At 60.8% G+C, this 21,718-nt stretch carries 27 protein-coding genes; 9 read left to right on the top strand and 18 right to left on the bottom strand.

Annotation, left to right across the window (positions count from 1 at the left end):
- Nucleotides 1-216 precede the first annotated feature (216 nt).
- Complete coding sequence (gene gcvA / locus IE087_RS11060; protein ID WP_189369412.1) at nucleotides 217-1,164, top strand: transcriptional regulator GcvA; 948 nt, start codon at nucleotides 217-219, stop codon at nucleotides 1,162-1,164.
- A complete protein-coding gene (gene yddG / locus IE087_RS11055) occupies nucleotides 1,161-2,030 on the top strand; it encodes an aromatic amino acid exporter YddG (RefSeq protein ID WP_189369411.1) in 870 nt (289 codons plus the stop codon). The genes gcvA and yddG overlap by 4 nt, the downstream gene beginning before the upstream one ends.
- On the opposite strand, the gene IE087_RS11050 is transcribed toward yddG, so the two are convergent.
- From IE087_RS11050 to IE087_RS11040, 3 genes are all read right to left on the bottom strand, one after another.
- Nucleotides 2,027-2,191 (bottom strand): YdcH family protein, encoded by a 165-nt coding sequence (locus IE087_RS11050; protein ID WP_189369410.1) that lies wholly within the window; start codon nucleotides 2,189-2,191, stop codon nucleotides 2,027-2,029. The two genes, yddG and IE087_RS11050, sit on opposite strands and share 4 nt — an antisense overlap.
- Before the next feature lie 113 nt (nucleotides 2,192-2,304).
- Entirely contained in the window at nucleotides 2,305-3,048 is a 744-nt protein-coding gene (locus IE087_RS11045) for a tRNA1(Val) (adenine(37)-N6)-methyltransferase (RefSeq protein WP_189369409.1), read from the bottom strand.
- Nucleotides 3,026-3,241, bottom strand: coding sequence for a putative signal transducing protein (locus tag IE087_RS11040; protein ID WP_189369408.1), 216 nt, complete (start codon nucleotides 3,239-3,241; stop codon nucleotides 3,026-3,028). The genes IE087_RS11045 and IE087_RS11040 overlap by 23 nt, the downstream gene beginning before the upstream one ends.
- 56 nt (nucleotides 3,242-3,297) lie before the next feature.
- On the opposite strand from IE087_RS11040, the gene IE087_RS11035 reads away from it, so the two are divergent.
- Entirely contained in the window at nucleotides 3,298-4,296 is a 999-nt protein-coding gene (locus tag IE087_RS11035; protein WP_189369407.1) for a polyprenyl synthetase family protein, read from the top strand.
- Nucleotides 4,297-4,305: 9 nt separating this feature from the next.
- On the opposite strand, the gene IE087_RS11030 is transcribed toward IE087_RS11035, so the two are convergent.
- The 3 genes from IE087_RS11030 to IE087_RS11020 all read right to left on the bottom strand — a co-directional run bounded on the left by IE087_RS11030 (nucleotide 4,306) and on the right by IE087_RS11020 (nucleotide 8,622).
- On the bottom strand, nucleotides 4,306-5,106 hold the full coding sequence (locus IE087_RS11030; protein WP_189369406.1) for a 4-(cytidine 5'-diphospho)-2-C-methyl-D-erythritol kinase: 801 nt from the start codon (nucleotides 5,104-5,106) through the stop codon (nucleotides 4,306-4,308).
- Complete coding sequence (locus tag IE087_RS11025) at nucleotides 5,096-6,817, bottom strand: tetratricopeptide repeat protein (RefSeq protein ID WP_189369405.1); 1,722 nt, start codon at nucleotides 6,815-6,817, stop codon at nucleotides 5,096-5,098. The genes IE087_RS11030 and IE087_RS11025 overlap by 11 nt, the downstream gene beginning before the upstream one ends.
- Before the next feature lie 155 nt (nucleotides 6,818-6,972).
- Nucleotides 6,973-8,622, bottom strand: a complete 1,650-nt coding sequence (locus tag IE087_RS11020) for an electron transfer flavoprotein-ubiquinone oxidoreductase (protein ID WP_189369404.1) — start codon at nucleotides 8,620-8,622, stop codon at nucleotides 6,973-6,975.
- Nucleotides 8,623-8,909: 287 nt separating this feature from the next.
- Between IE087_RS11020 and IE087_RS11015 the strand changes: the two genes are divergently transcribed.
- Nucleotides 8,910-9,218: an EthD family reductase gene (locus IE087_RS11015; protein WP_189369403.1), complete on the top strand. Its 309-nt coding sequence runs from the start codon at nucleotides 8,910-8,912 to the stop codon at nucleotides 9,216-9,218.
- Here the strand turns inward: IE087_RS11015 and soxR are convergent.
- Entirely contained in the window at nucleotides 9,215-9,667 is a 453-nt protein-coding gene (gene soxR / locus IE087_RS11010) for a redox-sensitive transcriptional activator SoxR (RefSeq protein WP_189369402.1), read from the bottom strand. The two genes, IE087_RS11015 and soxR, sit on opposite strands and share 4 nt — an antisense overlap.
- 90 nt (nucleotides 9,668-9,757) lie before the next feature.
- Between soxR and IE087_RS11005 the strand changes: the two genes are divergently transcribed.
- The 3 genes from IE087_RS11005 to IE087_RS10995 all read left to right on the top strand — a co-directional run bounded on the left by IE087_RS11005 (nucleotide 9,758) and on the right by IE087_RS10995 (nucleotide 11,785).
- On the top strand, nucleotides 9,758-10,138 hold the full coding sequence (locus tag IE087_RS11005; RefSeq protein ID WP_189369401.1) for a VOC family protein: 381 nt from the start codon (nucleotides 9,758-9,760) through the stop codon (nucleotides 10,136-10,138).
- 158 nt (nucleotides 10,139-10,296) lie between these two features.
- Entirely contained in the window at nucleotides 10,297-10,767 is a 471-nt protein-coding gene (gene greA, locus IE087_RS11000) for a transcription elongation factor GreA (RefSeq protein WP_189369400.1), read from the top strand.
- A 4-nt stretch (nucleotides 10,768-10,771) separates the two neighbouring features.
- Nucleotides 10,772-11,785: a hypothetical protein gene (locus tag IE087_RS10995; protein WP_189369399.1), complete on the top strand. Its 1,014-nt coding sequence runs from the start codon at nucleotides 10,772-10,774 to the stop codon at nucleotides 11,783-11,785.
- On the opposite strand, the gene IE087_RS23730 is transcribed toward IE087_RS10995, so the two are convergent.
- The 6 genes from IE087_RS23730 to IE087_RS10965 are packed head-to-tail and all read right to left on the bottom strand — an operon-like array spanning nucleotide 11,782 to nucleotide 16,389.
- Nucleotides 11,782-13,026 carry a molybdopterin-binding protein gene (locus IE087_RS23730; protein WP_308425457.1) on the bottom strand — a complete coding sequence of 415 codons (1,245 nt, stop codon included), beginning with the start codon at nucleotides 13,024-13,026 and terminating at the stop codon, nucleotides 11,782-11,784. The two genes, IE087_RS10995 and IE087_RS23730, sit on opposite strands and share 4 nt — an antisense overlap.
- The gene (locus IE087_RS23725) at nucleotides 13,013-13,888 is read right to left on the bottom strand and encodes a molybdopterin guanine dinucleotide synthesis (RefSeq protein ID WP_189369397.1); all 876 of its coding nucleotides are present in this window, start codon (nucleotides 13,886-13,888) and stop codon (nucleotides 13,013-13,015) included. The genes IE087_RS23730 and IE087_RS23725 overlap by 14 nt, the downstream gene beginning before the upstream one ends.
- On the bottom strand, nucleotides 13,885-14,376 hold the full coding sequence (gene mobB, locus IE087_RS10980) for a molybdopterin-guanine dinucleotide biosynthesis protein B (RefSeq protein ID WP_189369396.1): 492 nt from the start codon (nucleotides 14,374-14,376) through the stop codon (nucleotides 13,885-13,887). Before mobB ends, IE087_RS23725 begins: the two co-directional genes overlap by 4 nt.
- Nucleotides 14,373-14,975, bottom strand: a complete 603-nt coding sequence (mobA, locus tag IE087_RS10975; RefSeq protein WP_189369395.1) for a molybdenum cofactor guanylyltransferase MobA — start codon at nucleotides 14,973-14,975, stop codon at nucleotides 14,373-14,375. Before mobA ends, mobB begins: the two co-directional genes overlap by 4 nt.
- Complete coding sequence (locus tag IE087_RS10970) at nucleotides 14,972-15,505, bottom strand: hypothetical protein (RefSeq protein WP_189369394.1); 534 nt, start codon at nucleotides 15,503-15,505, stop codon at nucleotides 14,972-14,974. Before IE087_RS10970 ends, mobA begins: the two co-directional genes overlap by 4 nt.
- Nucleotides 15,502-16,389 (bottom strand): formate dehydrogenase accessory sulfurtransferase FdhD, encoded by an 888-nt coding sequence (locus IE087_RS10965; RefSeq protein ID WP_189369393.1) that lies wholly within the window; start codon nucleotides 16,387-16,389, stop codon nucleotides 15,502-15,504. The genes IE087_RS10970 and IE087_RS10965 overlap by 4 nt, the downstream gene beginning before the upstream one ends.
- Nucleotides 16,390-16,437: 48 nt before the next feature.
- Between IE087_RS10965 and IE087_RS10960 the strand changes: the two genes are divergently transcribed.
- Entirely contained in the window at nucleotides 16,438-17,148 is a 711-nt protein-coding gene (locus IE087_RS10960; RefSeq protein WP_189369392.1) for an AzlC family ABC transporter permease, read from the top strand.
- Nucleotides 17,145-17,465, top strand: a complete 321-nt coding sequence (locus IE087_RS10955) for an AzlD domain-containing protein (protein ID WP_189369391.1) — start codon at nucleotides 17,145-17,147, stop codon at nucleotides 17,463-17,465. Before IE087_RS10960 ends, IE087_RS10955 begins: the two co-directional genes overlap by 4 nt.
- Nucleotides 17,466-17,516: 51 nt before the next feature.
- On the opposite strand, the gene IE087_RS10950 is transcribed toward IE087_RS10955, so the two are convergent.
- The 5 genes from IE087_RS10950 to IE087_RS10930 all read right to left on the bottom strand — a co-directional run bounded on the left by IE087_RS10950 (nucleotide 17,517) and on the right by IE087_RS10930 (nucleotide 21,601).
- Nucleotides 17,517-18,122 carry a hypothetical protein gene (locus tag IE087_RS10950; RefSeq protein ID WP_189369390.1) on the bottom strand — a complete coding sequence of 202 codons (606 nt, stop codon included), beginning with the start codon at nucleotides 18,120-18,122 and terminating at the stop codon, nucleotides 17,517-17,519.
- A 39-nt stretch (nucleotides 18,123-18,161) separates the two neighbouring features.
- On the bottom strand, nucleotides 18,162-18,296 hold the full coding sequence (locus IE087_RS10945) for an aa3-type cytochrome c oxidase subunit IV (protein WP_189369389.1): 135 nt from the start codon (nucleotides 18,294-18,296) through the stop codon (nucleotides 18,162-18,164).
- An 81-nt stretch (nucleotides 18,297-18,377) separates the two neighbouring features.
- Nucleotides 18,378-18,836 carry a DUF6173 family protein gene (locus tag IE087_RS10940; protein ID WP_189369388.1) on the bottom strand — a complete coding sequence of 153 codons (459 nt, stop codon included), beginning with the start codon at nucleotides 18,834-18,836 and terminating at the stop codon, nucleotides 18,378-18,380.
- A gap of 12 nt (nucleotides 18,837-18,848) precedes the next feature.
- Nucleotides 18,849-19,895 carry an MBL fold metallo-hydrolase gene (locus tag IE087_RS10935; protein WP_189369387.1) on the bottom strand — a complete coding sequence of 349 codons (1,047 nt, stop codon included), beginning with the start codon at nucleotides 19,893-19,895 and terminating at the stop codon, nucleotides 18,849-18,851.
- Entirely contained in the window at nucleotides 19,895-21,601 is a 1,707-nt protein-coding gene (locus tag IE087_RS10930) for an acyl-CoA dehydrogenase (RefSeq protein ID WP_189369386.1), read from the bottom strand. The genes IE087_RS10935 and IE087_RS10930 overlap by 1 nt, the downstream gene beginning before the upstream one ends.
- Nucleotides 21,602-21,718: the final 117 nt, after the last annotated feature.

Raw genomic sequence — 21,718 nt, 5'->3', positions numbered from 1 at the left:
CCCAAAAAGCCAGTTCAACGCATTTACAAGGGCTGCACCACGCTCTGCGTGAGCGCGTTCCAAACCTTGGCGGATGGCGGGGTGTGCAGATGTCTCAAACATGGTCGGCGTCCTCTCCTAGGTCAGCGTTTCTGAATTGAGTCGAATATGCGCCCTTTTGATAAAACCGACAAACGAGACTTTCCCTGCCCTCACTTAAGTAATACTTAAGTGAATATGCCCGATCGCCTCCCCCCTCTCACCGCCTTGCGCGCATTTGATGCCGCAGCCCGCCACATGTCTTTCGCGAAGGCCGCAGAAGAGTTGAACGTCACACCGGCAGCCCTCAGTTTTCAGATCAAATCGCTTGAGGAGCATCTGGGCACCCAGGTATTTCACCGCCTGAACCGCGCGGTTGAACTGACGGAAGCCGGTCGGGCCATGGCTCCCGGTATGGCCGATGGGTTCCAAGCCCTCGCTGCTGCATGGCGCGCTGCTGAGCGGACATTGGACACGGGAACATTGACCGTTACAGCTGGCCCCGCGTTTACCGCCAAATGGCTCGCGCCCCGACTCTATGATTTTGCGCAAGCGCATCCAGAGATCGAATTGCGGTTTTCAGCATCCCTGAAGATGGTTGACCTCAACCGTGATGGTGTCGATGTCGCCATCCGTTTTGGGACGGGCAAGGACGAGGACATGTTCAGCAAGTTGCTTGCAAAAGAGTGGATCTGCCCAGTGATGACACCGGAACTGGCAGCGAAATACCCATCACCGGAAAGCCTGAAAGAAGCGCCGCTGATCTTTGACGACAGTATCGCCGGTATCCGCCCAAGCGCCAACTGGCCCACATGGTTTCGCATGATGGACATTGACTTTGCGCCGACCCATGGCGTTCGGTTCAGTCAGGCCGACCACGCCGTCGATGCTGCTTTGGCTGGCATGGGCGTGGCCTTGGGTCGCCGGTCCCTTGTTGTCAAGGATTTGCATGATGGGCGCCTTGTCGCTCCCTGGCCAAACGCTCTGGACACCGGGGTGCGCTTTCGGTTTTTGTGTGCACAGGGGGCAGAAACACGGCCCCATATTGCCGCATTTCTCGACTGGATGATTGCCGAGACGAACAAGACCAGTCACATCACCGATAGCATGATCCGCAAACCTTCTTCTGATTTCCAAACCGAATGACACGCACGACCGCGACCCTTGTCGGATTTGTAGCCGTGTTGCTTTGGGGTGTTCTGGCGCTCCTGACCGTTGGCTCGGCCCCCACACCGCCCTTTTTGTTGAACGCGCTGTGTTTTGCCATCGGCGGCACGCTCGGCCTGATCTGGACCGCGGCCAGCGGTGGTCTGGGCCAACTGAAGGCCGTGCCCTTGCATGTCTATCTCATGGGCACAGTGGGACTGTTTGGCTATCACGCATTGTACTTTTCGGCATTGCGACTCGCCCCTGCGGCCGAAGCGAGCCTGATCGCCTATCTCTGGCCGCTGTTGATTGTTCTGTTTTCCGGCCTTCTGCCGGGCGAAACGCTCCGCGCGGGTCACGTGTTTGGAGCATTGGTCGGCTTTGCAGGGGCGGCGCTGATCGTGACCGGTGGGGCCGCAGGTTTCGATGCGGTGGCCCTGCCCGGCTATCTGCTTGCCATGGCCTGTGCGGTCACGTGGTCCAGCTATTCCGTCCTGTCGCGCCGTTTTGGCACTGTCCCGACCGCCTCTGTCGCGGTGTTCTGCGTTGCGAGCGCCATTCTGTCGCTGCCCATGCATCTGATTTTTGAAGAAACGGTCTGGCCATCGGGCGGGTTGGGATGGTCAAGCGCCATTCTGCTGGGCCTTGGCCCAGTTGGGCTTGCCTTCTACGTCTGGGACATCGGCGTGAAACGCGGCGACATCCAGATGCTCGGCACCGCATCCTATGCGGCGCCGCTCTTGTCAACTGTCGTCCTGGTACTGGCTGGCGTTGCTGCGCCCAGTTGGTCACTGGCCCTTGCGGCCTTCCTGATCACTGGCGGAGCGCTCCTGGCAGCCCGCGCCAGCCTGAAGGGTGTGCCCTAACTCGATAGTCGGGTAATTTCCTCTTTCAGTTTCAGCTTCTGCTTTTTCATGGTGGCCACTTCCATCTGATCCACGCCCGGCGATCGTTGGGCCGTCTCAACCTGATCACTCAGGGTCTGGTGCTTCTTTTTCAACTCTTCGAGATGGGCGATCACGCTCATGCAGTCCTCCTTGCTGATAAAGTTGCCTCCACAGCCAAGCACAGCTTTGCACATAAGTCACGCCGCAGGCGCAGCATGTGGACCTACAAAATGTATGTATGGTCAACGTCCGATTAAAGGTGCAGAGCAGCCCCATCACGTAAAACCGACTGAATTTCATGGGTATAGCTTTCGCCATCCCGTTCATGTCGCGCACCCTCGTGCAATATGACTGGAAAATGCAGGCGAAAATCTGCGCGCCCATTCTTACGTGCCCGGAAAATCACCAATTCTGCCGCCTTTCCGACCCGTGGACAAAGGGGCCAGATCTCCGGGCTCCCTAACCGCCCCGCAGCACCGGCCAATAGGTCCGGCACCCGTTCGGCCCGGTGTATAATGTGCAGATACCCCTTGTGTCGCAACCTGCGAGCGGCTGCATCGATCCAGGCTGCAACGGGCGTTTCGACACCACGCGCCGCCTCGCGCCCCGAATCCTCGGCCACATGGCCCGCCGCCCGATCGAAATACGGAGGATTGGCCAGAACATGATCAAAGCTGCGATCCCGCAGGTCTGCGGGCATATCAGTCAGGTCAGCCGTATGAGCCTGTAATCCATTCCGAACAGCAAGTTCGGCATAGTCAGCCTGCCGCTCGACACCCACCAGCTCCAGCCCGGGCACTCGTGCACCAAGACACAATGCCGCAGCGCCCACACCACATCCCAGATCCAACACGGATTGCCCGGCCTTTGCCGGCACCGAGGCCGCCAAAAGCACGGGGTCAACGCCCGCGCGATACCCATGGCGCGGTTGCCACAGGTGCAATCGCCCGCCCAGAAAGGCATCGTGGGTCAGGTCAGCGTCCAAGGTCGATGTCATTGTCGGTCACAACGCGCAAGGCAGCGTCATAGTCATCCTCCCGCACCATCAGCCTGCGGGGGAAAATTCCGATCCCACCTTCGAGGATGCTCATATTTACGTCCATCTGAAAGCAGTCTATATCCTCGCCCTCAAGAAGGGCGGAGGCAAAGGCGATGATCGTCGGGTCGGTGCTGCGCAAAAGTTCCTTCATATCATGGATGTAGGGGCACACCGGCCTATCTGTCGAGGGGTGCTATGGGGAAAGTGATGGACGCGTCCACAATCGCAAAGCCGCATGACCGGCTGGCGGATTATCTTGCGGCGGATCTAGAGGGTGTAAACGACCTGATCCGCGACCGTATGGCTTCGAAACACGCGCCGCGCATCCCCGAGGTGACCCGCCACCTGGTTGAAGCAGGCGGCAAACGGCTAAGGCCCATGCTCACGCTCGCGTCAGCCCATCTGTGCGGCTATCCCGGCCCCTACCACGTGCACCTCGCTGCCACGGTCGAATTCATCCACACGGCCACGCTGCTGCATGACGATGTCGTCGACGAAAGCGCTCAGCGGCGCGGACGGCCCACCGCAAATCTGCTGTGGGACAACAAATCTTCGGTTCTGGTCGGCGACTACCTGTTCGCCCGCAGCTTCCAGCTGATGACCGAAACCGGCAACATTGCTGTCCTGCGCATCTTGTCAGACGCGGCCGCCACCATTGCCGAAGGCGAAGTGCTGCAAATGACGGCGGCGCAAGACCTTGCCACGGACGAAGCAATCTACCTTCAGGTGGTGCGGGGCAAGACAGCAGCCCTCTTCTCCGCCGCCATGGAAGTGGGGGGCGTGATCGCTGGCAAGGACGAAGCGACGACGCGGGCCCTGTTCGACTATGGCGACGCGCTTGGCATCGCTTTCCAGATTGTCGATGACCTGTTGGACTACCAGGGCCAATCCTCGGCCACGGGCAAAAATGTGGGCGACGATTTCCGCGAACGCAAGCTGACGCTGCCGGTGATCAAGGCTGTCGCCAAGGCGAGTGCGGAAGAACGTGCCTTCTGGTCACGCACCATCGAAAAGGGGCAGCAGGACGACGGCGACCTCGACCACGCGCTGGACCTTTTGCACAAGCACAATGCGCTGGAAGAGACAAAGCGCGATGCCATCGCATGGGCGGACAAGGCCAAGGCTTCACTCGGCACCCTGCCCGCGCATGACCTGCGCGATATGCTGGTCGATCTGGCGGACTACGTCGTCGAACGGATCAATTGATCGCCCCGCCTAAGCCCCAACCGTCGTAACGGCCTCTACCCACCACCGGGGCTGCTTTTCCGCAATCTCCGCAGCCGCATCGCGCACCGTCTCTGCGTCGGGATAGACGCCGAAACAGGTCGACCCTGATCCGGACATGCGTGCCAGCTCGGCCCCTTTCAGCGTCTTCAATGCCGCCAGTATCGCCGGATTTCCGGAAGCCGCGGGTGCTTGCAGATCGTTCCGCTGTTCGATCAGCCATGCCAGAAAGGCGGCCCGGTCTGACCATTGCAAATGTGCGTCCATCGGCGGATTTTCTTTTTTTTTCAAGCGCTTGAACACGTCTGGTGTGGGGACATGAACGCCCGGATTGACCAACACCAGATGCAAAGCGGGCACGCCACCAACGGGCACCACGTTCTCTCCAATCCCACGCATCCGCTGCGGCGCATCCAGCAGGCAGACCGGAACATCCGAACCCAGCACCAGCGCATGCGCCTCGGCACCCAGAGCGCGCAGAACGGCAGCCGCATCAGATGACCCGCCGCCGATGCCCGCGCCATGGGGCAGGTTCTTTTCCAGCGAAATCTGCGTGGTGACACCCGCCAACTCTGCCGCCCGCCAGACGAGGTTCCGTTCATCCCTTGGGACGCCAACAGAGAATGGCCCCGATACGTCCACACGCATCCGTGGCGCAGGGTCAATGGTCAGCCGATCACCGACATCGGCAAAAACCACAAGAGAATCGAGCAGGTGATAGCCGTCCGCGCGTTGGCCAGTCACATGCAGTGTCAGATTGATCTTGGCAGGCGCAAAGACCTCAATCGCCATTCGCGACCTGCAACGGTTCCGAACCTTCTTCGGCCAGCACAGTGTCCAGCCCGACCTCCAGCTTGCGGCGCATTCGGTCGGGGTCAGCCTCGCCATCCGTGTCTTCGGGGTCGACAAAACTCAGGGCACGCGTCCACTGGAAACGTGCTTCCCGTTCACGGCCAACAGCCCAGTACACATCGCCCAAGTGGTCGTTGACGACCGGATCAACCGGCATCAGCTCGACCGCGCGCTCCATGTGGCCCACCGCCTCGTCATAGCGACCCAGGCGGTACAGAACCCAGCCAAGGCTGTCTACGATATAGCCACTGTCCGGACTCGCCTCGACCGCCTTTTCAATCATCTCAAGCGCTTCATCCAGCTTGATCTGCTTTTCTACCAGTGAATAGCCCAGGTAGTTCAGCACTTGCGGTTGGCCGGGGTTCAACTCCAACGCGCGCCTGAAATCCGCTTCGGCGTCAGGCCACTCCTTAAGGCGCTCGTGTGAAATGGCACGGGCATAGTGCAGGAACCAGGCACGACCGTCATCCGGGTCAGTCAGGTCCAAAGCGCGGTCATAGGCCGCCACGGCCTCCTCGAATTTGTCTTGCTGACGCAGCACATCACCCAGGGTCGAATGGACCAGCGGCAAATCACCAAACCGTTTCGCCAGTTGCTCAAGCACTTCGATGGCAGAATCGGGTTTGCCAGATTCGCGCAAGGCCGCAGCGCGGCCCAGTTCGGCGGCGTGGAACGCCGGATGATCCGCTGGCACCTGCTTGTAGGCAGCGTTGGCCAGGTCAAACTGTTCCAGCGTTTCCAGCAAGTCAGCGTTCAACAGCAGCGCGTCCACGTGATCGGGCCGCAAGTGTCGTGCAATCCGGCCATAAAGCAGGGTGTAGTCAGCGCCCGCATCCTGCCGCAGCGCACCTGCCAGCGAATAGAACACCTCTGCCATCCCGTCCCGGGCCGAAGTGATGTGGGTAAAGGCCAACGTTTCCCCCGCTTCGAGCGCGAGCGTCATGGCATCCAGCTCAGGGTCACTGACGGTGCCAAAAGCAGCCTCCAAAGAGGCAATGGCCTCTTCGTTGCGCCCCAGTTGCGACAACACTTCAGCACGGGCCATGGCACCGCGTCGGGTCTGCTGCAAGGGACCTGATCCTTCGGCTTCAAAAATCTCGCCCGCGGCTTCGAACTGCCCCAGTCCCGCCAGTGCCATCGCCTTGTGATACAACGCGAAACCGCGCACGCCGCGCTGTTCGGACACGGCGTCAAAAGCCGCCAATGCGCCCTCAATGTCTTCCATGCCCACAAGGGCCCAGGCGTTCAACAACCCATCGACAAGCGGTCCAATACCCAGCGTTTCAGTGTCGCGCGCGAGATAGCCAGCATAGTCTTCCTGCGCCAGCATATCTGCTATGATAGCCATATGCGCGATCTGGCTACGTATTTCCTTCTCTTCGATGATGCGTGCGACGGGCAGGGCGCGATCCAAACGGCCCAGCGCCAGCTGCGAAACGATGACATCCTCCATCAATTCCGCATTCCCCGGATCGCGGGCCAGCGCCGCCTGATAATACCGGGCCGCGGCTTCGAAATCACTGGTGATCGCAGCGTGCCGTCCGGCCAGATACGATCCGGCCACGGATTGCGCGGACGCGATATGCGGGGTGGCCGCCAGTACGGCGGCCAAAGCGACACTGGAAAGAAGCGATCGGATCACGGAATGCATTGCCTTTTGCCTGTTGTTGGGCGATAGGCTAGCACGTCTGCGCACATGTGCAACGCAACCTCGCGAAATGGTCAGCGGTTGCGTGCCAGAAAAAACGCCGGGCGCAAAGCCCAGCGTCGTTTTTTGGTCAGACTGTGCGCTTGGTCGCGCCCCGATCACATATTGGGATAGTTCGGCCCGTCCCCGCCCTGCGGCGTGGTCCAGTTGATGTTCTGCGCCGGATCCTTGATGTCACAGGTCTTGCAGTGCACGCAGTTCTGGAAGTTGATGACAAAGCGCGTGTCCTTGCCCTCTTCCTCGACAAACTCGTAGACGCCAGCAGGACAATACCGGGCCGAAGGCCCTGCGTATTTTGCAAGGTTCACATTCACAGGCACTGCCGCATCCGCCAACTTCAGGTGCGCAGGCTGGCTTTCCTCGTGGTTGGTAAAGCTGAACGACACATTCGTCAGCCGATCGAAGGACAGCGTACCGTCAGGCTTGGGATAATCGATGGGCTTGTGCTTGCTCGCCTCTTCGGTGGCATCGGCATCGCTCTTGCCGTGGCCAACGGTGCCAAACAGCGAAAAACCCAATGTGTTGGTCCACATGTCGAAGCCGCCCAGCACCAGCGATGCGGTCAGACCATATTTGGACCACAAAGGCTTAACGTTGCGCACCTTCTTGAGGTCCTTGCCAATGGCACCTTCGCGCACTTCGGCCTCATAGGCGGTCAGCTCGTCACCGGACCGTTCGGCCTGGATCGCGTCAAACGCCGCCTCAGCGGCCGCCTTGCCCGACAGCATCGCATTGTGGTTGCCCTTGATGCGCGGGACGTTGACCATGCCAACCGAGCAGCCCAGCAGCGCCACACCGGGGGCCACCATCTTGGGCATCGATTGGTACCCACCTTCGGAGATTGCACGCGCGCCATAGGCCACGCGCTTCCCGCCCTTCAGCAGATCCGCCACCATCGGGTGATGCTTGAAACGCTGGAATTCCATGTAGGGGAACAGGTGCGGGTTCTTGTAGTTCAGGTGAACCACGAAACCGACGTAAACCTGATTGTTCTCAAGGTGATAGATGAACGACCCACCCCCGGCATTCGACCCAAGCGGCCAACCCATCGTGTGGGTGACAGAGCCTTCCTTGTGCTTTTCGGGATCAATCTCCCAGATCTCTTTCATGCCAAGGCCGAATTTCTGCGGCTCTTTACCGTCGCTCAGACCGTACTTGGCAATCACCTCTTTCGACAGTGACCCACGAACACCCTCAGACAGGAACACGTACTTGCCGTGCAGCTCCATGCCCGGCTCGGTATTCTCGCCGATGGACCCGTCTTCCTCCAGGCCGAACACACCGGCCACAACACCCTTCACTTCACCGTTGTCGCCATAGACCAACTCGGAACAGGCCATGCCGGGGAAGATTTCAACACCCATCTCCTCGGCCTGCTCGGCCATCCAGCGGCACACATTGCCCATCGAGACGATGTAGTTGCCGTGGTTGTTCATCAGGGGCGGCATGGGCGCGTTGGGAATACGGACCTGGCCCGCCTCACCCAGCATGTAGAAATTGTCGTCCTTGACCGGCACGTTCAGCGGCGCGCCCTTTTCCTTCCAATCAGGGATCAACGCGTCCAGACCGCTGGGATCCAGTACCGCGCCGGACAGTATGTGGGCGCCCACTTCCGACCCCTTCTCCAGCACAACCACGTTCAGGTCGGCGTCCAGCTGCTTGAGACGAATGGCTGCTGACAGACCCGCCGGGCCAGCCCCAACGATCACCACGTCATATTCCATCGCTTCGCGTTCAATCTCTGCCATGTGGCGGCTCCCCTATTCTCCCGCGCCTTTGCGCAAATTTCCGTGTCGCTAGCCTACAGATAGGCTTTGCGCAATGTGGTGTACTGTCTTCGTGAAAAAATCCATCAAAAATTCACGAAACGACGGCACGTTATGGGAAATGACGTGGCGGCGCATCACGTCAAGCAAACCGAAGCTGCAAATTCATGCACTTTCAGCCAGACACGTTTGCGTCACCATCAGACTGTGTGATTTGCCGAATCTGTGCAGCCGCGCATGGTGGTCACAGGCAACACGAGGACCATACAATGCCCATGACCCTGCAAGTGCTTTACCCCGTCAGCGACGGTACCACGTTTGACGACAACTACTATCAATCGACCCACATGAACCTTGTGGCGGAACACATGGGCACGCATATTCAAAGCCAAGTCGTGACGAAGGGATTGGCCGGAGGCCCAGACACGCCACCGGGCTTTCACGCGATTGCCACCTTTGTCTTTGCCGACAAGGGCGCGCTGGACGCAACACTGGCAAGCGCGGGCCCCGTGCTTGCCGACTTACCCAATTTCACCAATGTTACGCCGACGATGCTCATCGGGCAAATGTACGGCTAGGGCGGGGAATCGCCCATCAGATAGCGCGGCCCCTGCCCCTTGTCCGCCGCCGTATCCTTCGGATTGTACAGCGCGCAAACCTCAAGGCTCAGGCAGCCACAGCCGATGCACCCATCCAACGTATCGCGCAGCTTTTTCAGCCGTGCGATACGCTCATCCAGACCTTCCCGAAATTCCACACTGATACGCGCCCAGTCCCGCTTGTTCGGGGCACGGTGGCGTGGCAACAGGTCCAGTTCTGCCTTGATCTGGGCCAAGGTGAACCCGAATTGCTGCGCCACCATGATGAAGCTCAACCGCCGGATGTCGGCACGCTGAAACCGTCTCTGCCCACCTGCATTGCGCCACGGGGCCACCAACCCCTCATCCTCATAGTAACGAATAGCCGACACGGCCAACCCTGTCCGTGCCGCGATTTCGCCAATGCTCAACCCCTCAGATGCAGCCATGAAAAAAACCTTGACCTCAAGTCAGCTTGAGGTCGCAGGATGCCCTCATCGACCTGAAAAGGAAAGACTGCATGAAGAAAGGACCAGACCATGCCCGCAATGCTCGAACACACCAATCTCACCGTGTCCGACCCGGATGCGACCGCAGCATGGATGTGCGACCTCTTTGGCTGGCATATCCGGTGGGCCGGAGCCGCGATGGCGGGCGGGCGCACCGTACACGTGGGAACCGACGCGCACTATCTGGCGCTGTACACACCGGGCGCACCGGGCAAGGCAACAGATGACAATTACAACACCGTCGGCGGCTTGAACCATCTGGCCGTGGTCACGGATGACCTCGACGGGATGGAAAGGGCGATCAAGGCCAAGGGATTTGAAACTGGCAACCACGGTGACTACGAACCGGGCCGTCGCTTCTATTTCCACGACGCCGACAACATCGAATACGAAGTCGTGCAGTATGGCTAAGTCTTCTTCCGACTGAAAATACCATGGGGGAGTCGCGCAGCGACGGGGGCTGGCCCCCATTCCCCCTTGCATTCCCCCGCCCCATTGGGTCAGGTATCTCCTATCGCAAACAACGGCGGCTCCATCGCGGGCCGCCGCCTGTTATTAGGACGACGCCAATGGAAAAGATCCCAATGACCCGTGCCGGTGCGACCGCACTGGAAACGGAATTGAAGCACCTCAAGACCGAAGAACGCCCTGCGATCATCAAGGCGATCGCCGAGGCGCGCGAACATGGTGACCTGTCCGAGAACGCGGAATACCATTCGGCCAAGGAAAAGCAGTCCTTTATCGAAGGCCGGATCAAAGAGCTTGAGAGTGTCATCTCGCTGGCCGAAGTGATTGATCCCACCAAGCTGTCGGGGGCCATCAAGTTCGGCGCGACCGTGACGCTGGTGGACGAGGATACGGACGAGGAAAAGACCTATCAGATCGTTGGTGAGTACGAAGCCAACATCGAAAAGGGCCTTTTGAACATAAAATCGCCCATCGCCCGCGCCTTGATCGGCAAGGAAGAGGGCGACAGCGTCGAAGTGCGCACGCCTGGCGGCGAAAAGTCCTATGAAGTCCTGAAAATCGTCTATAGCTGAGGCCATGGCCGAAAAGCCCGAACCACAAGCGCGCCCGACCCCCTTGGGTATCTACGACAAACCCAGCGCAGAGGGTGTTACAGGGATCGAGATCGCTGCCCTGGTCCTGACCGCGATCTGGCTGGTTGGGGCGGCGGCCTATTTCCTGCTGGCTGGTGATGACCCCGCGGGGACGGGCGAAGGCTTGCGCTTTCTGATCACGATGCTTGCGGTGTTCATGCCCATTGCGATGATCTGGGTGGCCGCGACAGCGGCACGCTCCAGCAAGGTGATGCGCGAGGAAAGCCAGCGTTTGCAGACCGCCATCGACGCGATCCGGCAGGCCTACATCGCCCAGAACCAGGGGCGCAACGTGGCCGACGAGCCCTCCGTCGCGCGCAAACTGGACGAGATCGCCGCCGCTACCCGCAAAACCGAAACGGCGCTCGCCACTTTCCAAAGCCGCCGCGAGCAGGCCCCGGCGCAACAGCCCGCGGCGCAACCGCAACCCGCCGGTGGCGACCAACCGACTCTGGCACTCGGCACCAGTGCCGAAGACATCGCGCCGCCACTTGCGACCGAAGACTTCATCCGTGCCCTGAATTTTCCTGAAACAGCAGAAGACGAAGAAGGGTTCGCCGCTCTGCGCAAAGCCATGCGCGACCGCGAAACCTCGAAACTCGTGCAGGCCGCACAGGACATCCTGACCCTGCTCAGCCAGGACGGCATCTATATGGACGACCTGCGCCCTGACCGCGCCCGACCCGAAGTATGGCGCCAGTTTGCACAAGGCGCACGCGGTCGTGCTGTGGCTCCGCTCGGTGGTGTAAGGGATCGTTCATCTCTGGCACTGTCAGCTGGACGGATGAAACAGGACCCGATCTTCCGCGATGCCGCGCACCACTTCCTGCGACGCTTTGACCAGACGGTGTCCACCTTTGCCGAGACGGCCACGGATGCCGAAATCTCGGCCCTCAGTGACACCCGCACTGCCCGCGCCTTCATGTTGTTGGGCCGCGTTGCGGGCACGTTCGACTAAGCGCCGAACCCCGCCCAAGGGATAAAGCGCACAAGGTCGCCCTGCTCCACCGACATCGCCTCGTCTGGCAACTCGACCAACCCCTCGGCCCAGCTGAGCCCACTGATTCTTCCTGACCCTTCCGAGGCAAACACCTCGACCTGACCTTCGCGCATACGGGCGCGCAGGAACTCACGCCGTCCGGCCTTCTTGGTCTTTGCAAAACCGGCGTGGACCATGAACCCCTGCGGATTTTTCCAATCCGCCCCCGCCAACAGGGACAGCGCAGGCGCGCCGAACACAAGTGTGCAGACCATCGCGGCCACCGGGTTTCCCGGCAGTCCAAAGACGGGTTTGCCCTGCCACATTCCCAGGGCCAAAGGGCGTCCGGGTTTGATCGCCACGCGCCACAACGCCATCGCCCCCGCCTCGTTCAACAAGGCCGACACATGATCCGCATCCCCCGCAGACGCACCACCACTGGTGAAGATGACATCCGCCTGTTCTGCGCCCAGATCAAGACGCGCGCGCAATGCCTCGCGATCATCGATCACATGGCCCAAATCGACAGGCACATGCCCGAGACGTGCAATCAGACCACGCAACATGGGCCGGTTCGCATCGTAGATCTGACCCGGTCCGGCGTCATCGCCCGGTTGAACCAATTCGTCCCCGGTGGACAGGATACCGACCCGCAGCGGGCGACGGACGGACACCTCGGCTACACCCACGGCAGAGAGCAGAGCAAGGTCCGCAGGCGTCAAACTGCGCCCGGCCCGGGCGACCACATCGCCCGCCTCGACATCCTCGCCTGCCTTGCGCGTGTTGGCCCCCTGCTTGATAGGCCCGGTGAAGTGAATGGTCCCGTCTTCGACCGTCACATCCTCTTGCAGAATAACCGTGTCGACACCCGGAGGGAGGGCAGCGCCCGTGAGGATACGAATGGCTGTCCCCGCGGGGACACTTGCGTCGGGGGTTGCACCGGCTGGCATATGTTGGGCGACAAGCGGGATATGGTGGTCCCCCTCCCCGCGCCCGTTAAGGAACCCGTAACCATCTACTGCCGTGTTTGGCAGCGGCGGATGGGCGCGTGGGGCATTGATGTCAGTGGCGAGGATGCGATCAAGCGCGTCTGCGACGGGCAAAACCTCGTCCCCCACAACACAGGACAAGCGGGTGCGCAGGTCGGCCAAAGCCTCGTCCACCGGGGTCCAGTGGACACCGGGCGGCAGGGCGAAACAGTCGTTTTTAAGCGGCGGCATCTGTGTCCTCGGCATATGAAACGAGTTCTGCATTGTGGCCTGCACCGAGGATCCACGCCTCTTCGCGCGCGACATCCGGCAGGTCGGCCATCCAAGTCTGCAATGTGGCCGCTGGCAGGCGCGACAGAGCTGTGGCCAGCAGGCGCACCTGCACGGCATCGCGGATATCCTCCGTTTGCGTGGCCTTGACCGCCGGTTCGATGAGGCCGGGCCAGATTTCTGCCAACACGACCGGTGCATCGGTCCAGTCTTCGAGGGGCCAGACAGCGACACCGGTGCGGGCGCGCAGACGGTTGAGCGTGGGCAGGCCCATCAGGATTTGACCGCCAACCGTGGGCGGGAACGCCAGTTGGAAGCAGCTGGAGGCCGCCTTGGCCGCCAAGTCGCAGCTGCGGCGTTCGGGCACTGTGTCATAGGCAATACCGGCCTTGCGATAGGGGACGCCCGGCCAATCACGGTCGTTTGGCTTTCCCCAGAATGGGCCGGGACCGTCGAAAAAGGCATTCAGCTCTTCGGCAACGGCGTAGCGATTGTTTGTGCCATCGGGTGCATCGATGATGCGGGCGCTGATCCAGTCCCAGAGCGCGAAAGGATCATCCTGACCCGTGATATGGCGGGCAAAGCCGCGCGGGTATCCGAAAGGAAAGTCGAACGACAGAAGCATCCGGCGTCCCGCGGCAGTTTCGTCGTCTATGATCTGGTTGATCCGGGTTTCGGCCTCTTGCCGGGACCGGCAGTAGATGGGTGTGTCGGCCACGCCGTTGCAGGCAATGCCGAGCCAGATGGAGTCTTTGCTGGGTCGCGCGGGGCGCCTTTTGCCTGCGGACCAGTCAGCGACAAGTATGGTGTCGAACCCTGTCAAAGACCGACCTCGGACAGGATGAAGTCGGCAATGGAATTGGTGTCGTTCAAGTCAAAGACCGGGCGGTCCATGGTCAGGGCCGTATCGCTGGCGACGGCTCGAATGGTGGGATCGCCGGGGGCAATCAGCGGGTTGCCCGTCTCGGCCCTGTGCGCCTCGACCTTGGGATGGGCATCGCGCTTGTAGCCTTCGACCAGCACCAGATCGACCGGGCTGAGCCGGGTCAGCAGTTGGCCAAGCGTCGGTTCGTCCTGATCCCGCAACTCCTGCATCAAGGCGACCCGGTTGCGGGAGGACAGCAGCACCTCGGACGCGCCGGCAACCCGGTGGCGGTGGCTGTCCTTGCCCGGATGGTCCACGTCGAAGGTATGGTGTGCGTGCTTGACGGTTGAGACAGAGTGACCGCGCCCTGTGATCTCGGTCACGAGACGTTCCATGAGGCCAGTCTTGCCCGCATTCTTCCAGCCAACGACGCCGTAGATTTTCATGCCATGTCCTTTGCGCGCACGAGGTCTTCGGGCGTGTTCACGTTAAAGAATGCCGCCTCGTCCGGGAAAAGGGCGGTACGGCCATCATGTTTGTCGGTCCACAGGACCACCTTGCGCAACCCGTCCTGAAGGGCCGCGCGCAGGTCATCGCGCAAGGCGACGGGCCAGAGGCCAAAGGTAGGGTGCCGCGCCTGCCCCCGCTTGGGATCAGGGGTGGCGGCAAGCGCCAGAGGGTGCTGCATCCCTTCGGAGGCCAGTTGCAGGCGCGGGACGAGATCACAGGGAAAGAACGGTGTATCGGCGGCGGCGGTCACGATGGTGTCGGCCCCCTGCTCTGCCGCCCAATCGAGACCTGCGAGGACGCCCGCGAGGGGGCCTGCGAAGCCTTCGATGCTGTCGGGGACTACGGGCAGGTTCAGATCGGCAAAGCGGGCCGGGTCGCCGTTTGCGTTGAGTGCGAGGCCCGCCACTTGGGGACTGAGCCGGTCGATCACGTGGTCGATCAGGCGTTTGCCGCCTGCCTGCAACAGCCCCTTGTCGCCCCCGCCCATACGCGTGGCCAACCCACCCGCGAGAATTACGCCGAGGGGTGGGGTCATTTGTGCTGTGTCCATAGGTCTATGATCTGTGTGCTGGCCTCATCCGGATGGTCGCCCAACCCAGCGCGAGGGATGAGGAACCCGACAAGGCCACACATGATCACCAGTCCCTTGTCCGAGGTCTTGACGTCCGTCACCCCTGCCCAACTGGTCTGCCAGTTCTGGCACCATGTTGTGAGGTGGAAGCCAGAGTTGTCGAAAGTGTAGCTGACAGGAGAGCCCGGGCGCATCAGGTCCATTTGTGATTGGCGCATCTGCTTGTTGACCCGGCGCACCCAGACATAGCAGGCCACAACGCACCCTATGCCAAGACCGATGGGCAGGATAGCAAAAGCGGTTTCGCCCAACCCGGCGTAGAACGAGATCGCGAAACCGGTGAGCATGCCGACAATCATCGCGATGGCCGACAGCGATATGGACGCTGCTTTGCTGAGCCGTTGCATGGCAGCAGGGGCTGGCATCATTCGGTCAACCATGTCACGGGCCGTGGCGTCATCGACCGTGTAGTTCAGGGTGAGAGTATCCGTCACGCGGCCCCCTTGCGACCTGCGCCCTTGGGTTCATCCCTGACGCTGGCCGGGTCGGTATCGCGGATCAGGCGCTCTTCTCCGCTCAGGCAGACAAAGCGCTGTCCCCGCATCCGTCCGATCAGTGTCAGACCCACTTCGCGCGCGATCTCTACCCCCCAGGCTGTGAAGCCCGAGCGGGAGGCAAGAACGGGGATGCCCATGAGCGCCGTCTTGATCACCATTTCAGAGGTGAGGCGACCGGTGGTGTAGAGGATTTTGTCCGCTGGATCGGCGCGGGTTTGCAGCATCCAACCCGCCACCTTGTCGACCGCGTTATGACGGCCCACGTCTTCCATGTAGACCAATGGCTGATCCTGATGACACAGCACGGTGCCATGGATCGCTCCCGCTTCGAGGTAGAGCGAGGGGGTACGGTTGATCGCGGCGCTGAGGGCATAGAGCCATGAGGTGCGGACCTGCGCCTGTGGCAGCGTGACATCCTCCAGCCCCTCCATCATGTCGCCAAACACGGTGCCCACAGCGCAGCCACTGGTGCGTGTCTTTTTCTTAAGCTTGTCTTCGTGGTTGGTGGGGTTTTCGGTGCGAACAACAACCGTCTCCAGTTCCTCGTCATAGTCCACCCGCGTCACGGTGTCCGCATCGGTCAGCATCCGCTGGTTCCGCAGGAAACCAAGCGCCAGGTAATCGGGGTAGTCACCGATGGTCATCGCAGTGACAATTTCCTGCCCGTTCAGATAGATGGTCAGAGGTCGTTCCTCGACCACCGAGATTTCTGTTTCGGCCCCGGTGTGGTCGAACCCCGTTACGGCGCGCGTCAGTCGGTGCGCCGATGGATCGGGTGCAATCAGGTATCCGCTTTGATCGCTGTCACGTGCCAATTGCATCCCCCCTTGGTTGTTCGTAAGTCTTGGCGAATAGTCTAAGGCCCCCTCATGCCCATCACCACCACCAAATCCGCTTTTTGGGCGGGTGTGCGCGACGGCGCACCGTTTATTTTCGTGGCTGGCCCGTTTGCCATGCTGTTCGGCGTGCTTGCAACCGAAGCCGGGCTGAACGTGTTCGAAGTGATGACCTTTTCGCTGGCGGTCATTGCAGGGGCCGCGCAGTTCACCGCGTTGCAGGTAATGGAAAACGATGCGCCGACAGTCGTGGCCATCCTTTCAGCGCTGGCCGTGAACCTGCGCGTGGCAATGTATTCGGCGGCCCTGACCCCCTATCTGGGCCGCGCCCCGCTGTGGCAGCGCGTGTTCGCCGCCTATCTGCTGGTCGATCAAAGCTATGCCCTGAGCCATGCCAAGTTCGAGGCCACACCAGAACTGACCGTACCGCAGCGTATGGCCTACTATTTTGGCACCTGCCTGCTCGTCATGATCTTCTGGTTCGGGATGAGCTATCTCGGTGCGGCCCTGGGTACACAATTGCCTGCCGATCTGCCCCTCGACTTTGCCCTGCCGATCGCGTTCCTGTCCATGGTTGCCCCCATGGTGCGGACCTTGCCCCATCTGATCGCGGCGACAGTGTCGGTGATTGTCGGGCTGCTGGCGGTAGCCGTTCCCTATTCGCTCGGGCTGATCATCGCCGGAGCGGCAGGAATGATGGCGGGCGCACAGGCCGAGCTTTGGCTAAAGGGACGGGCACCATGACAGACACTGCGACCTTATGGACCGTGATCATCAGCCTTGGCATCGGTAGTTTCCTGTTGCGCTTTACCTTTCTGGGGTTTGTCGGGGACCGGCCCCTGCCCGAATGGTTGCTGCGTCACTTGCGCTATACAGCGGTTGCCATCCTGCCCGCGCTCGTTGCGCCCTTGGTGGTCTATTCCGGAGAAGGGGGCAGCACGGACATCACCCGTGTCGGGGCCGCCATTGTGACACTCGTTGTGGGGATGTGGACCCGGAACGTGTTTGCCGCCATCGGTGCAGGGGCCGCTGCACTGTTCCTGTTGATCTACGTGCTCTGACGGGACGGTGGGCGGGGCGACTTTGACATAGTCAAAGAGCGTCCGACCCCGTCACTCGGCAATAACAAGGTTTTCGATGCCGTCGACAATCGTACCTTCATCGTCTTCGTAGTATTTCTCTTCCATCACGCCGACGCGCGCCGCCATCTGTTCCATCAGGTTGGTCGGAAAGAAGGTTGTACGAATGTCTTCAAAGCCCGGCACCTGGCGCAGAAGGGTCGTGTTGGCATTAGTGCAAAAAGCGCGGGCCACCGCCCCGTTCTGCTGGGCCAGCCGCAATGCAATCTCAGCCTGTTCAGGTGTCACTTCCACGGTTTGACTGACAACGTGGTAGGTGCTGCGCGCGTGTGCACTCTTGTATCCTGCCAGAACGGCAGGCGACACGCCATAAAGCACGTCCTCCTGTTCCGGAACACGTTCATTCACGAAGGATCCCGCAGGGTCAAAGATCACGCGCTGGCTGCCGTTGATCATCAGGGCCGAATGGCCACCCGACCCGTCGCGATTGCTGACCATGGTCAGCACCGTGATGGTGGCCGGTCCCGGTTCGCGATAGGCGACGGAGGCCACACGTTCATTTGACGCGTAAGACACAGTGGGAGGCGGCGCACATCCGGCAAGCATGCCACATACCGCGAGGGCTGCAATCAAGCGCATACCCGTCCTCCCCAATCCATCGTCAAACTGCAAAAGGCTTTATGAAATGAAGATCGCCATACCGATCAGCAGGACGAGGATCACGATCACCGACCATGTGACCCACGACATGAACCCTTCAAAGGTTTTCTCCTGGACCTCAATGTCCATCTCGCCCGCTTTATGCTCTGCCATATCCGGTTCCCTTGTCCAAATAGCTGCGCTGCGCTTTAGCGCATCCGCTGTGTCGTGTCACTGCGTCTTTGCGGCACGGTTCTATTCCTCTTCGAGGTCCTGAGCCAACCGAAAACCGATCCGGTTCGGTTCCGCCTGTTCCACGGCCTTCGGCAGCGCCCGCAACATGACATTCAATTGGCTGACATGCTGGATCAGCTGCGTTTTCGACCCGGTCGGGTCCGACCCGTAGAATGTGACAACATCAGGCGGGAAATATCCCATCCCCTCGATTCGCAGCACACCGGCATCGCCACCGGTAAAGCCCATGGCCACCTCGTGTTCGTTATCGAGGCTTTCCTCGAAATTCTTGAGATACATGATGATGCGTTCATAGGCCCATTGAGCCGGGCTTTTCTGCTCGGTCGGTGTTTTGCTGACGCCCTTGGGCACCGGCTGGTCTGCTGCATTGCGTGCATCGGGGTCGCAGTGCACTTCGTGCGCGCGCGGCAATGCTTCGGCCTCCACTGCCTCGGCTGCCGTTTTGATCTCTTCAGTCATGACCTGCTCCTGTCACTCGGCGCGCTGGTACACCCACGCGCCATCCTCCCGTCGGGTGCGGCTTGCCCGCCCCTCCTGGTAAAGGTGCGACAGATGCGCGACAGCTTCAACCAGCGCGAGGCCATATTCACCCTCGCCGATCTTGCGCTTGAACAACGGCGCAAAGCATTCCGAAGCCGCCTTGGGCGAGTCGATATAGTCGATCAGCCGGGCAAGCGCACCGTGATGATTGTCGATCAGCTGCCGCATCCGCGTGGGCAGCCCTGTAAAGGGTAATTTATGCCCACCCAGAACCAAATGATCGTCGCGCGCCAGCAGTTTGAGCCGTTCGCACGCCTCAAGCCAGTCACCAATCGGGTCTGCCATGGGTTCGGTGGCGTAGACACCGATATTAGGGCTGATCGACGGCAGGATCTGGTCGCCGGACAGCACAAGGTTGTCGTCCCTGCTCCAGAACGTAGCATGTTCGGGGGCGTGCCCATTGCCAATGTGGATGTCCCATGTGCGGCCCCCCATTGTGATCGTGTCGCCCTGCTTGATCCGCGTATAGCCCAGCGGCATGGGCGCCACGATGTCCCCGAAATTGAAGGGGCGTTCGCTGGCGCGTTGATCAAAGATCGCCTTGTCCATGCCCGCACTGCGGTAGAAGTCGAGCGATTCTTGCGTGGGTTTTTCCTGCACATCCAGGGTCAGCATACGTGCAAACAACCACGCAGTGCGTGTCGTGATGAGTTCCGCCCCGAAATCGGATTGCAGCCATCCCGCCAACCCAACGTGGTCGGGGTGATGGTGGGTGACGATCACGCGCGCAATGGGCTTGCCGCCCAACGGGCCGTCCATGAGCGCTTGCCAGATGCCCTTGGTCTTTTTCGACGCAAAGCCCGTGTCGATCACCGTCCAGGTGTCGCCATCGTCCAGCGCGTAGACGTTCACGTGATCCAGCTTCATCGGCAAAGGCAACCGCATCCAAAGCACACCTGGGGCCACTTCGATGGCTGTTCCGTGCTCTGGCGGTTCGGCCCACGGGTATCTCAGTCCAGTGGGCGGAAGGTCTTTCATCAGGCGGCGAACTCTTCTGGTGTCAATGCATAGACGTCGTAGTCGCCCGCCTGTGCCTGTGCAAGCAGGCTGTCATGTTCGGGCAGCAACCGCTGGATGTAGAAGCGGGCCACTTTTTCATGCGCACCACCCTGATCGTTGAGGGCGGATTGCAGATGGATGTGTCCACCCAGCACGCGGGCAAAGGCCCGCAGGTAGGGTACAGCCCCGGCAAAACGGACGCGGTGGTTCTGCGCAATCATCCATTCGGTAGTTTCGCGCAGGGTTTCGCTGGCTTGCCAGACGGCATCTGCCATTCTGGGGAACGTATCGCGGGCCGCTTCCGCAGCCGCTTCGATTTCGTCGAAGATGCGGGCCGCGGCCTCACCTCCGTCCATCATCTTCCGGGCCACGAGGTCCATGGCCTGAATACCGTTGGTGCCCTCGTAGATCGTGGTTACACGCACATCGCGGGCGTATTGAGCAGCGCCCGTTTCCTCGACAAAGCCCATGCCGCCGTGGACCTGAATACCCATTCCCGCCACCTCGTTGCCGATGTCAGTGCCAAAGGCCTTGGCGATGGGCGTTAGCAGGGCTGCACGGGATTTCCAGGTTTCGTCATCGGTGGCCGTGGTCATGTCGATGGCCTTGGCGCACAGCAGCGCAATACCGCGCGCCGCGTACGTCTCCGCCCGCATGGTCATCAGCATGCGGCGCACATCCGCGTGGTCAATGATGGTGCCGGTGTCGCCTTCGGTACGACCCTGTTTACGGTCCAGCGCATAGCCCAGAGCATGTTGGTACGCCCCTTCGGCCACGCCAACGCCCTGCCCGCCAACGCCAAGCCGTGCGTTGTTCATCATGGTGAACATCGCCGCCATGCCGCCGCCTTCGGGGCCGACCATCCAGCCCTTGGCACCATCGTATTGCATCACGCAGGTGGGCGAGCCGTGCAGGCCCATCTTGTGTTCGAGGCTGACCACCTTGAGCGTGTTGGCGACACCGGGATTGCCGTTTTCGTCCGGAATATTGCGCGGTACGAGGAAGAGCGAAATCCCCTTAGTCCCTGCAGGCGCTCCCGGCAGTCGGGCCAGCACCAGATGGCAGACATTCTCGGTGAAGTCATTGTCACCCCAGGAGATGTAGATTTTCTGACCCGAGATTGAGTAGGTGCCATCGCCATTGTCTTCGGCCTTGGACGACAATGCGCCAACATCCGATCCGGCCTGCGGCTCAGTCAGGTTCATGGTGCCTGTCCACTCGCCCGAGATCAGCTTGGGCAGGTACAGCGCCTTGATCTCATCCGAAGCGTGGTGTTCCAACGCTTCGATCTGGCCCTGTGTCATCAGAGGAGCGAGTTGCAGCGACAGGCAGGCGGCCGACATCATCTCGTTCACGGCGGTGGTCACTGTCATCGGCAGCCCCATGCCGCCATATTCAGGATCCGCAGCGATGCCGACCCAGCCACCTTCGGCGATGGCCTTGTATCCATCGGCATAGCCGGGCGAGGTTCTGACGACACCGTTTTCCAGTGTTGCAGGGTGCAGGTCACCGGCACGTTGCAGGGGCGCGATCACGTCTTCGCAGAGCTTGCCCGCTTCGGTCAGGATCGCGGTTGTGACATCGGACGTCGCATCGGCAAAACGGTCGGTGGCAGCGACCTGATCCAGTCCAACGACATGATCGAAAAGGAAGGTATAGTCGTCCACGGGGGCGCGATATGGCATGGGTCAGCTCCGGTATCAAAGTCTTGGCAAGCGCAACAACGGCGCTTAAAGGGGCATGTTTGTAATCATAGATGCGTTTCTGATGGGCGTACCGCAACTCAAACGCGGCGTCACGAC

Source organism: Tateyamaria omphalii (genome assembly GCF_014651375.1).
Classification (GTDB): Bacteria; Pseudomonadota; Alphaproteobacteria; order Rhodobacterales; family Rhodobacteraceae; genus Tateyamaria; species Tateyamaria omphalii.
This window is presented reverse-complemented; position numbering and strand designations above follow the sequence as displayed.

Excerpts from the sequence above, each read along its gene's own strand:
- gcvA (WP_189369412.1), top strand. The coding sequence starts at position 217 with ATGCCCGATCGCCTCCCCCCTCTCACCGCCTTGCGCGCATTTGATGCC.
- yddG (WP_189369411.1), top strand. The coding sequence starts at position 1,161 with ATGACACGCACGACCGCGACCCTTGTCGGATTTGTAGCCGTGTTGCTT.
- IE087_RS11050 (WP_189369410.1), bottom strand. The coding sequence starts at position 2,191 with ATGAGCGTGATCGCCCATCTCGAAGAGTTGAAAAAGAAGCACCAGACC.
- IE087_RS11045 (WP_189369409.1), bottom strand. The coding sequence starts at position 3,048 with ATGACATCGACCTTGGACGCTGACCTGACCCACGATGCCTTTCTGGGC.
- IE087_RS11040 (WP_189369408.1), bottom strand. The coding sequence starts at position 3,241 with ATGAAGGAACTTTTGCGCAGCACCGACCCGACGATCATCGCCTTTGCC.
- IE087_RS11035 (WP_189369407.1), top strand. The coding sequence starts at position 3,298 with ATGGACGCGTCCACAATCGCAAAGCCGCATGACCGGCTGGCGGATTAT.
- IE087_RS11030 (WP_189369406.1), bottom strand. The coding sequence starts at position 5,106 with ATGGCGATTGAGGTCTTTGCGCCTGCCAAGATCAATCTGACACTGCAT.
- IE087_RS11025 (WP_189369405.1), bottom strand. The coding sequence starts at position 6,817 with ATGCATTCCGTGATCCGATCGCTTCTTTCCAGTGTCGCTTTGGCCGCC.
- IE087_RS11020 (WP_189369404.1), bottom strand. The coding sequence starts at position 8,622 with ATGGCAGAGATTGAACGCGAAGCGATGGAATATGACGTGGTGATCGTT.
- IE087_RS11015 (WP_189369403.1), top strand. The coding sequence starts at position 8,910 with ATGCCCATGACCCTGCAAGTGCTTTACCCCGTCAGCGACGGTACCACG.
- soxR (WP_189369402.1), bottom strand. The coding sequence starts at position 9,667 with ATGGCTGCATCTGAGGGGTTGAGCATTGGCGAAATCGCGGCACGGACA.
- IE087_RS11005 (WP_189369401.1), top strand. The coding sequence starts at position 9,758 with ATGCCCGCAATGCTCGAACACACCAATCTCACCGTGTCCGACCCGGAT.
- greA (WP_189369400.1), top strand. The coding sequence starts at position 10,297 with ATGGAAAAGATCCCAATGACCCGTGCCGGTGCGACCGCACTGGAAACG.
- IE087_RS10995 (WP_189369399.1), top strand. The coding sequence starts at position 10,772 with ATGGCCGAAAAGCCCGAACCACAAGCGCGCCCGACCCCCTTGGGTATC.
- IE087_RS23730 (WP_308425457.1), bottom strand. The coding sequence starts at position 13,026 with ATGCCGCCGCTTAAAAACGACTGTTTCGCCCTGCCGCCCGGTGTCCAC.
- mobB (WP_189369396.1), bottom strand. The coding sequence starts at position 14,376 with ATGAAAATCTACGGCGTCGTTGGCTGGAAGAATGCGGGCAAGACTGGC.
- mobA (WP_189369395.1), bottom strand. The coding sequence starts at position 14,975 with ATGACCCCACCCCTCGGCGTAATTCTCGCGGGTGGGTTGGCCACGCGT.
- IE087_RS10965 (WP_189369393.1), bottom strand. The coding sequence starts at position 16,389 with ATGCAATTGGCACGTGACAGCGATCAAAGCGGATACCTGATTGCACCC.
- IE087_RS10960 (WP_189369392.1), top strand. The coding sequence starts at position 16,438 with ATGCCCATCACCACCACCAAATCCGCTTTTTGGGCGGGTGTGCGCGAC.
- IE087_RS10955 (WP_189369391.1), top strand. The coding sequence starts at position 17,145 with ATGACAGACACTGCGACCTTATGGACCGTGATCATCAGCCTTGGCATC.
- IE087_RS10950 (WP_189369390.1), bottom strand. The coding sequence starts at position 18,122 with ATGCGCTTGATTGCAGCCCTCGCGGTATGTGGCATGCTTGCCGGATGT.
- IE087_RS10945 (WP_189369389.1), bottom strand. The coding sequence starts at position 18,296 with ATGGCAGAGCATAAAGCGGGCGAGATGGACATTGAGGTCCAGGAGAAA.
- IE087_RS10940 (WP_189369388.1), bottom strand. The coding sequence starts at position 18,836 with ATGACTGAAGAGATCAAAACGGCAGCCGAGGCAGTGGAGGCCGAAGCA.
- IE087_RS10935 (WP_189369387.1), bottom strand. The coding sequence starts at position 19,895 with ATGAAAGACCTTCCGCCCACTGGACTGAGATACCCGTGGGCCGAACCG.
- IE087_RS10930 (WP_189369386.1), bottom strand. The coding sequence starts at position 21,601 with ATGCCATATCGCGCCCCCGTGGACGACTATACCTTCCTTTTCGATCAT.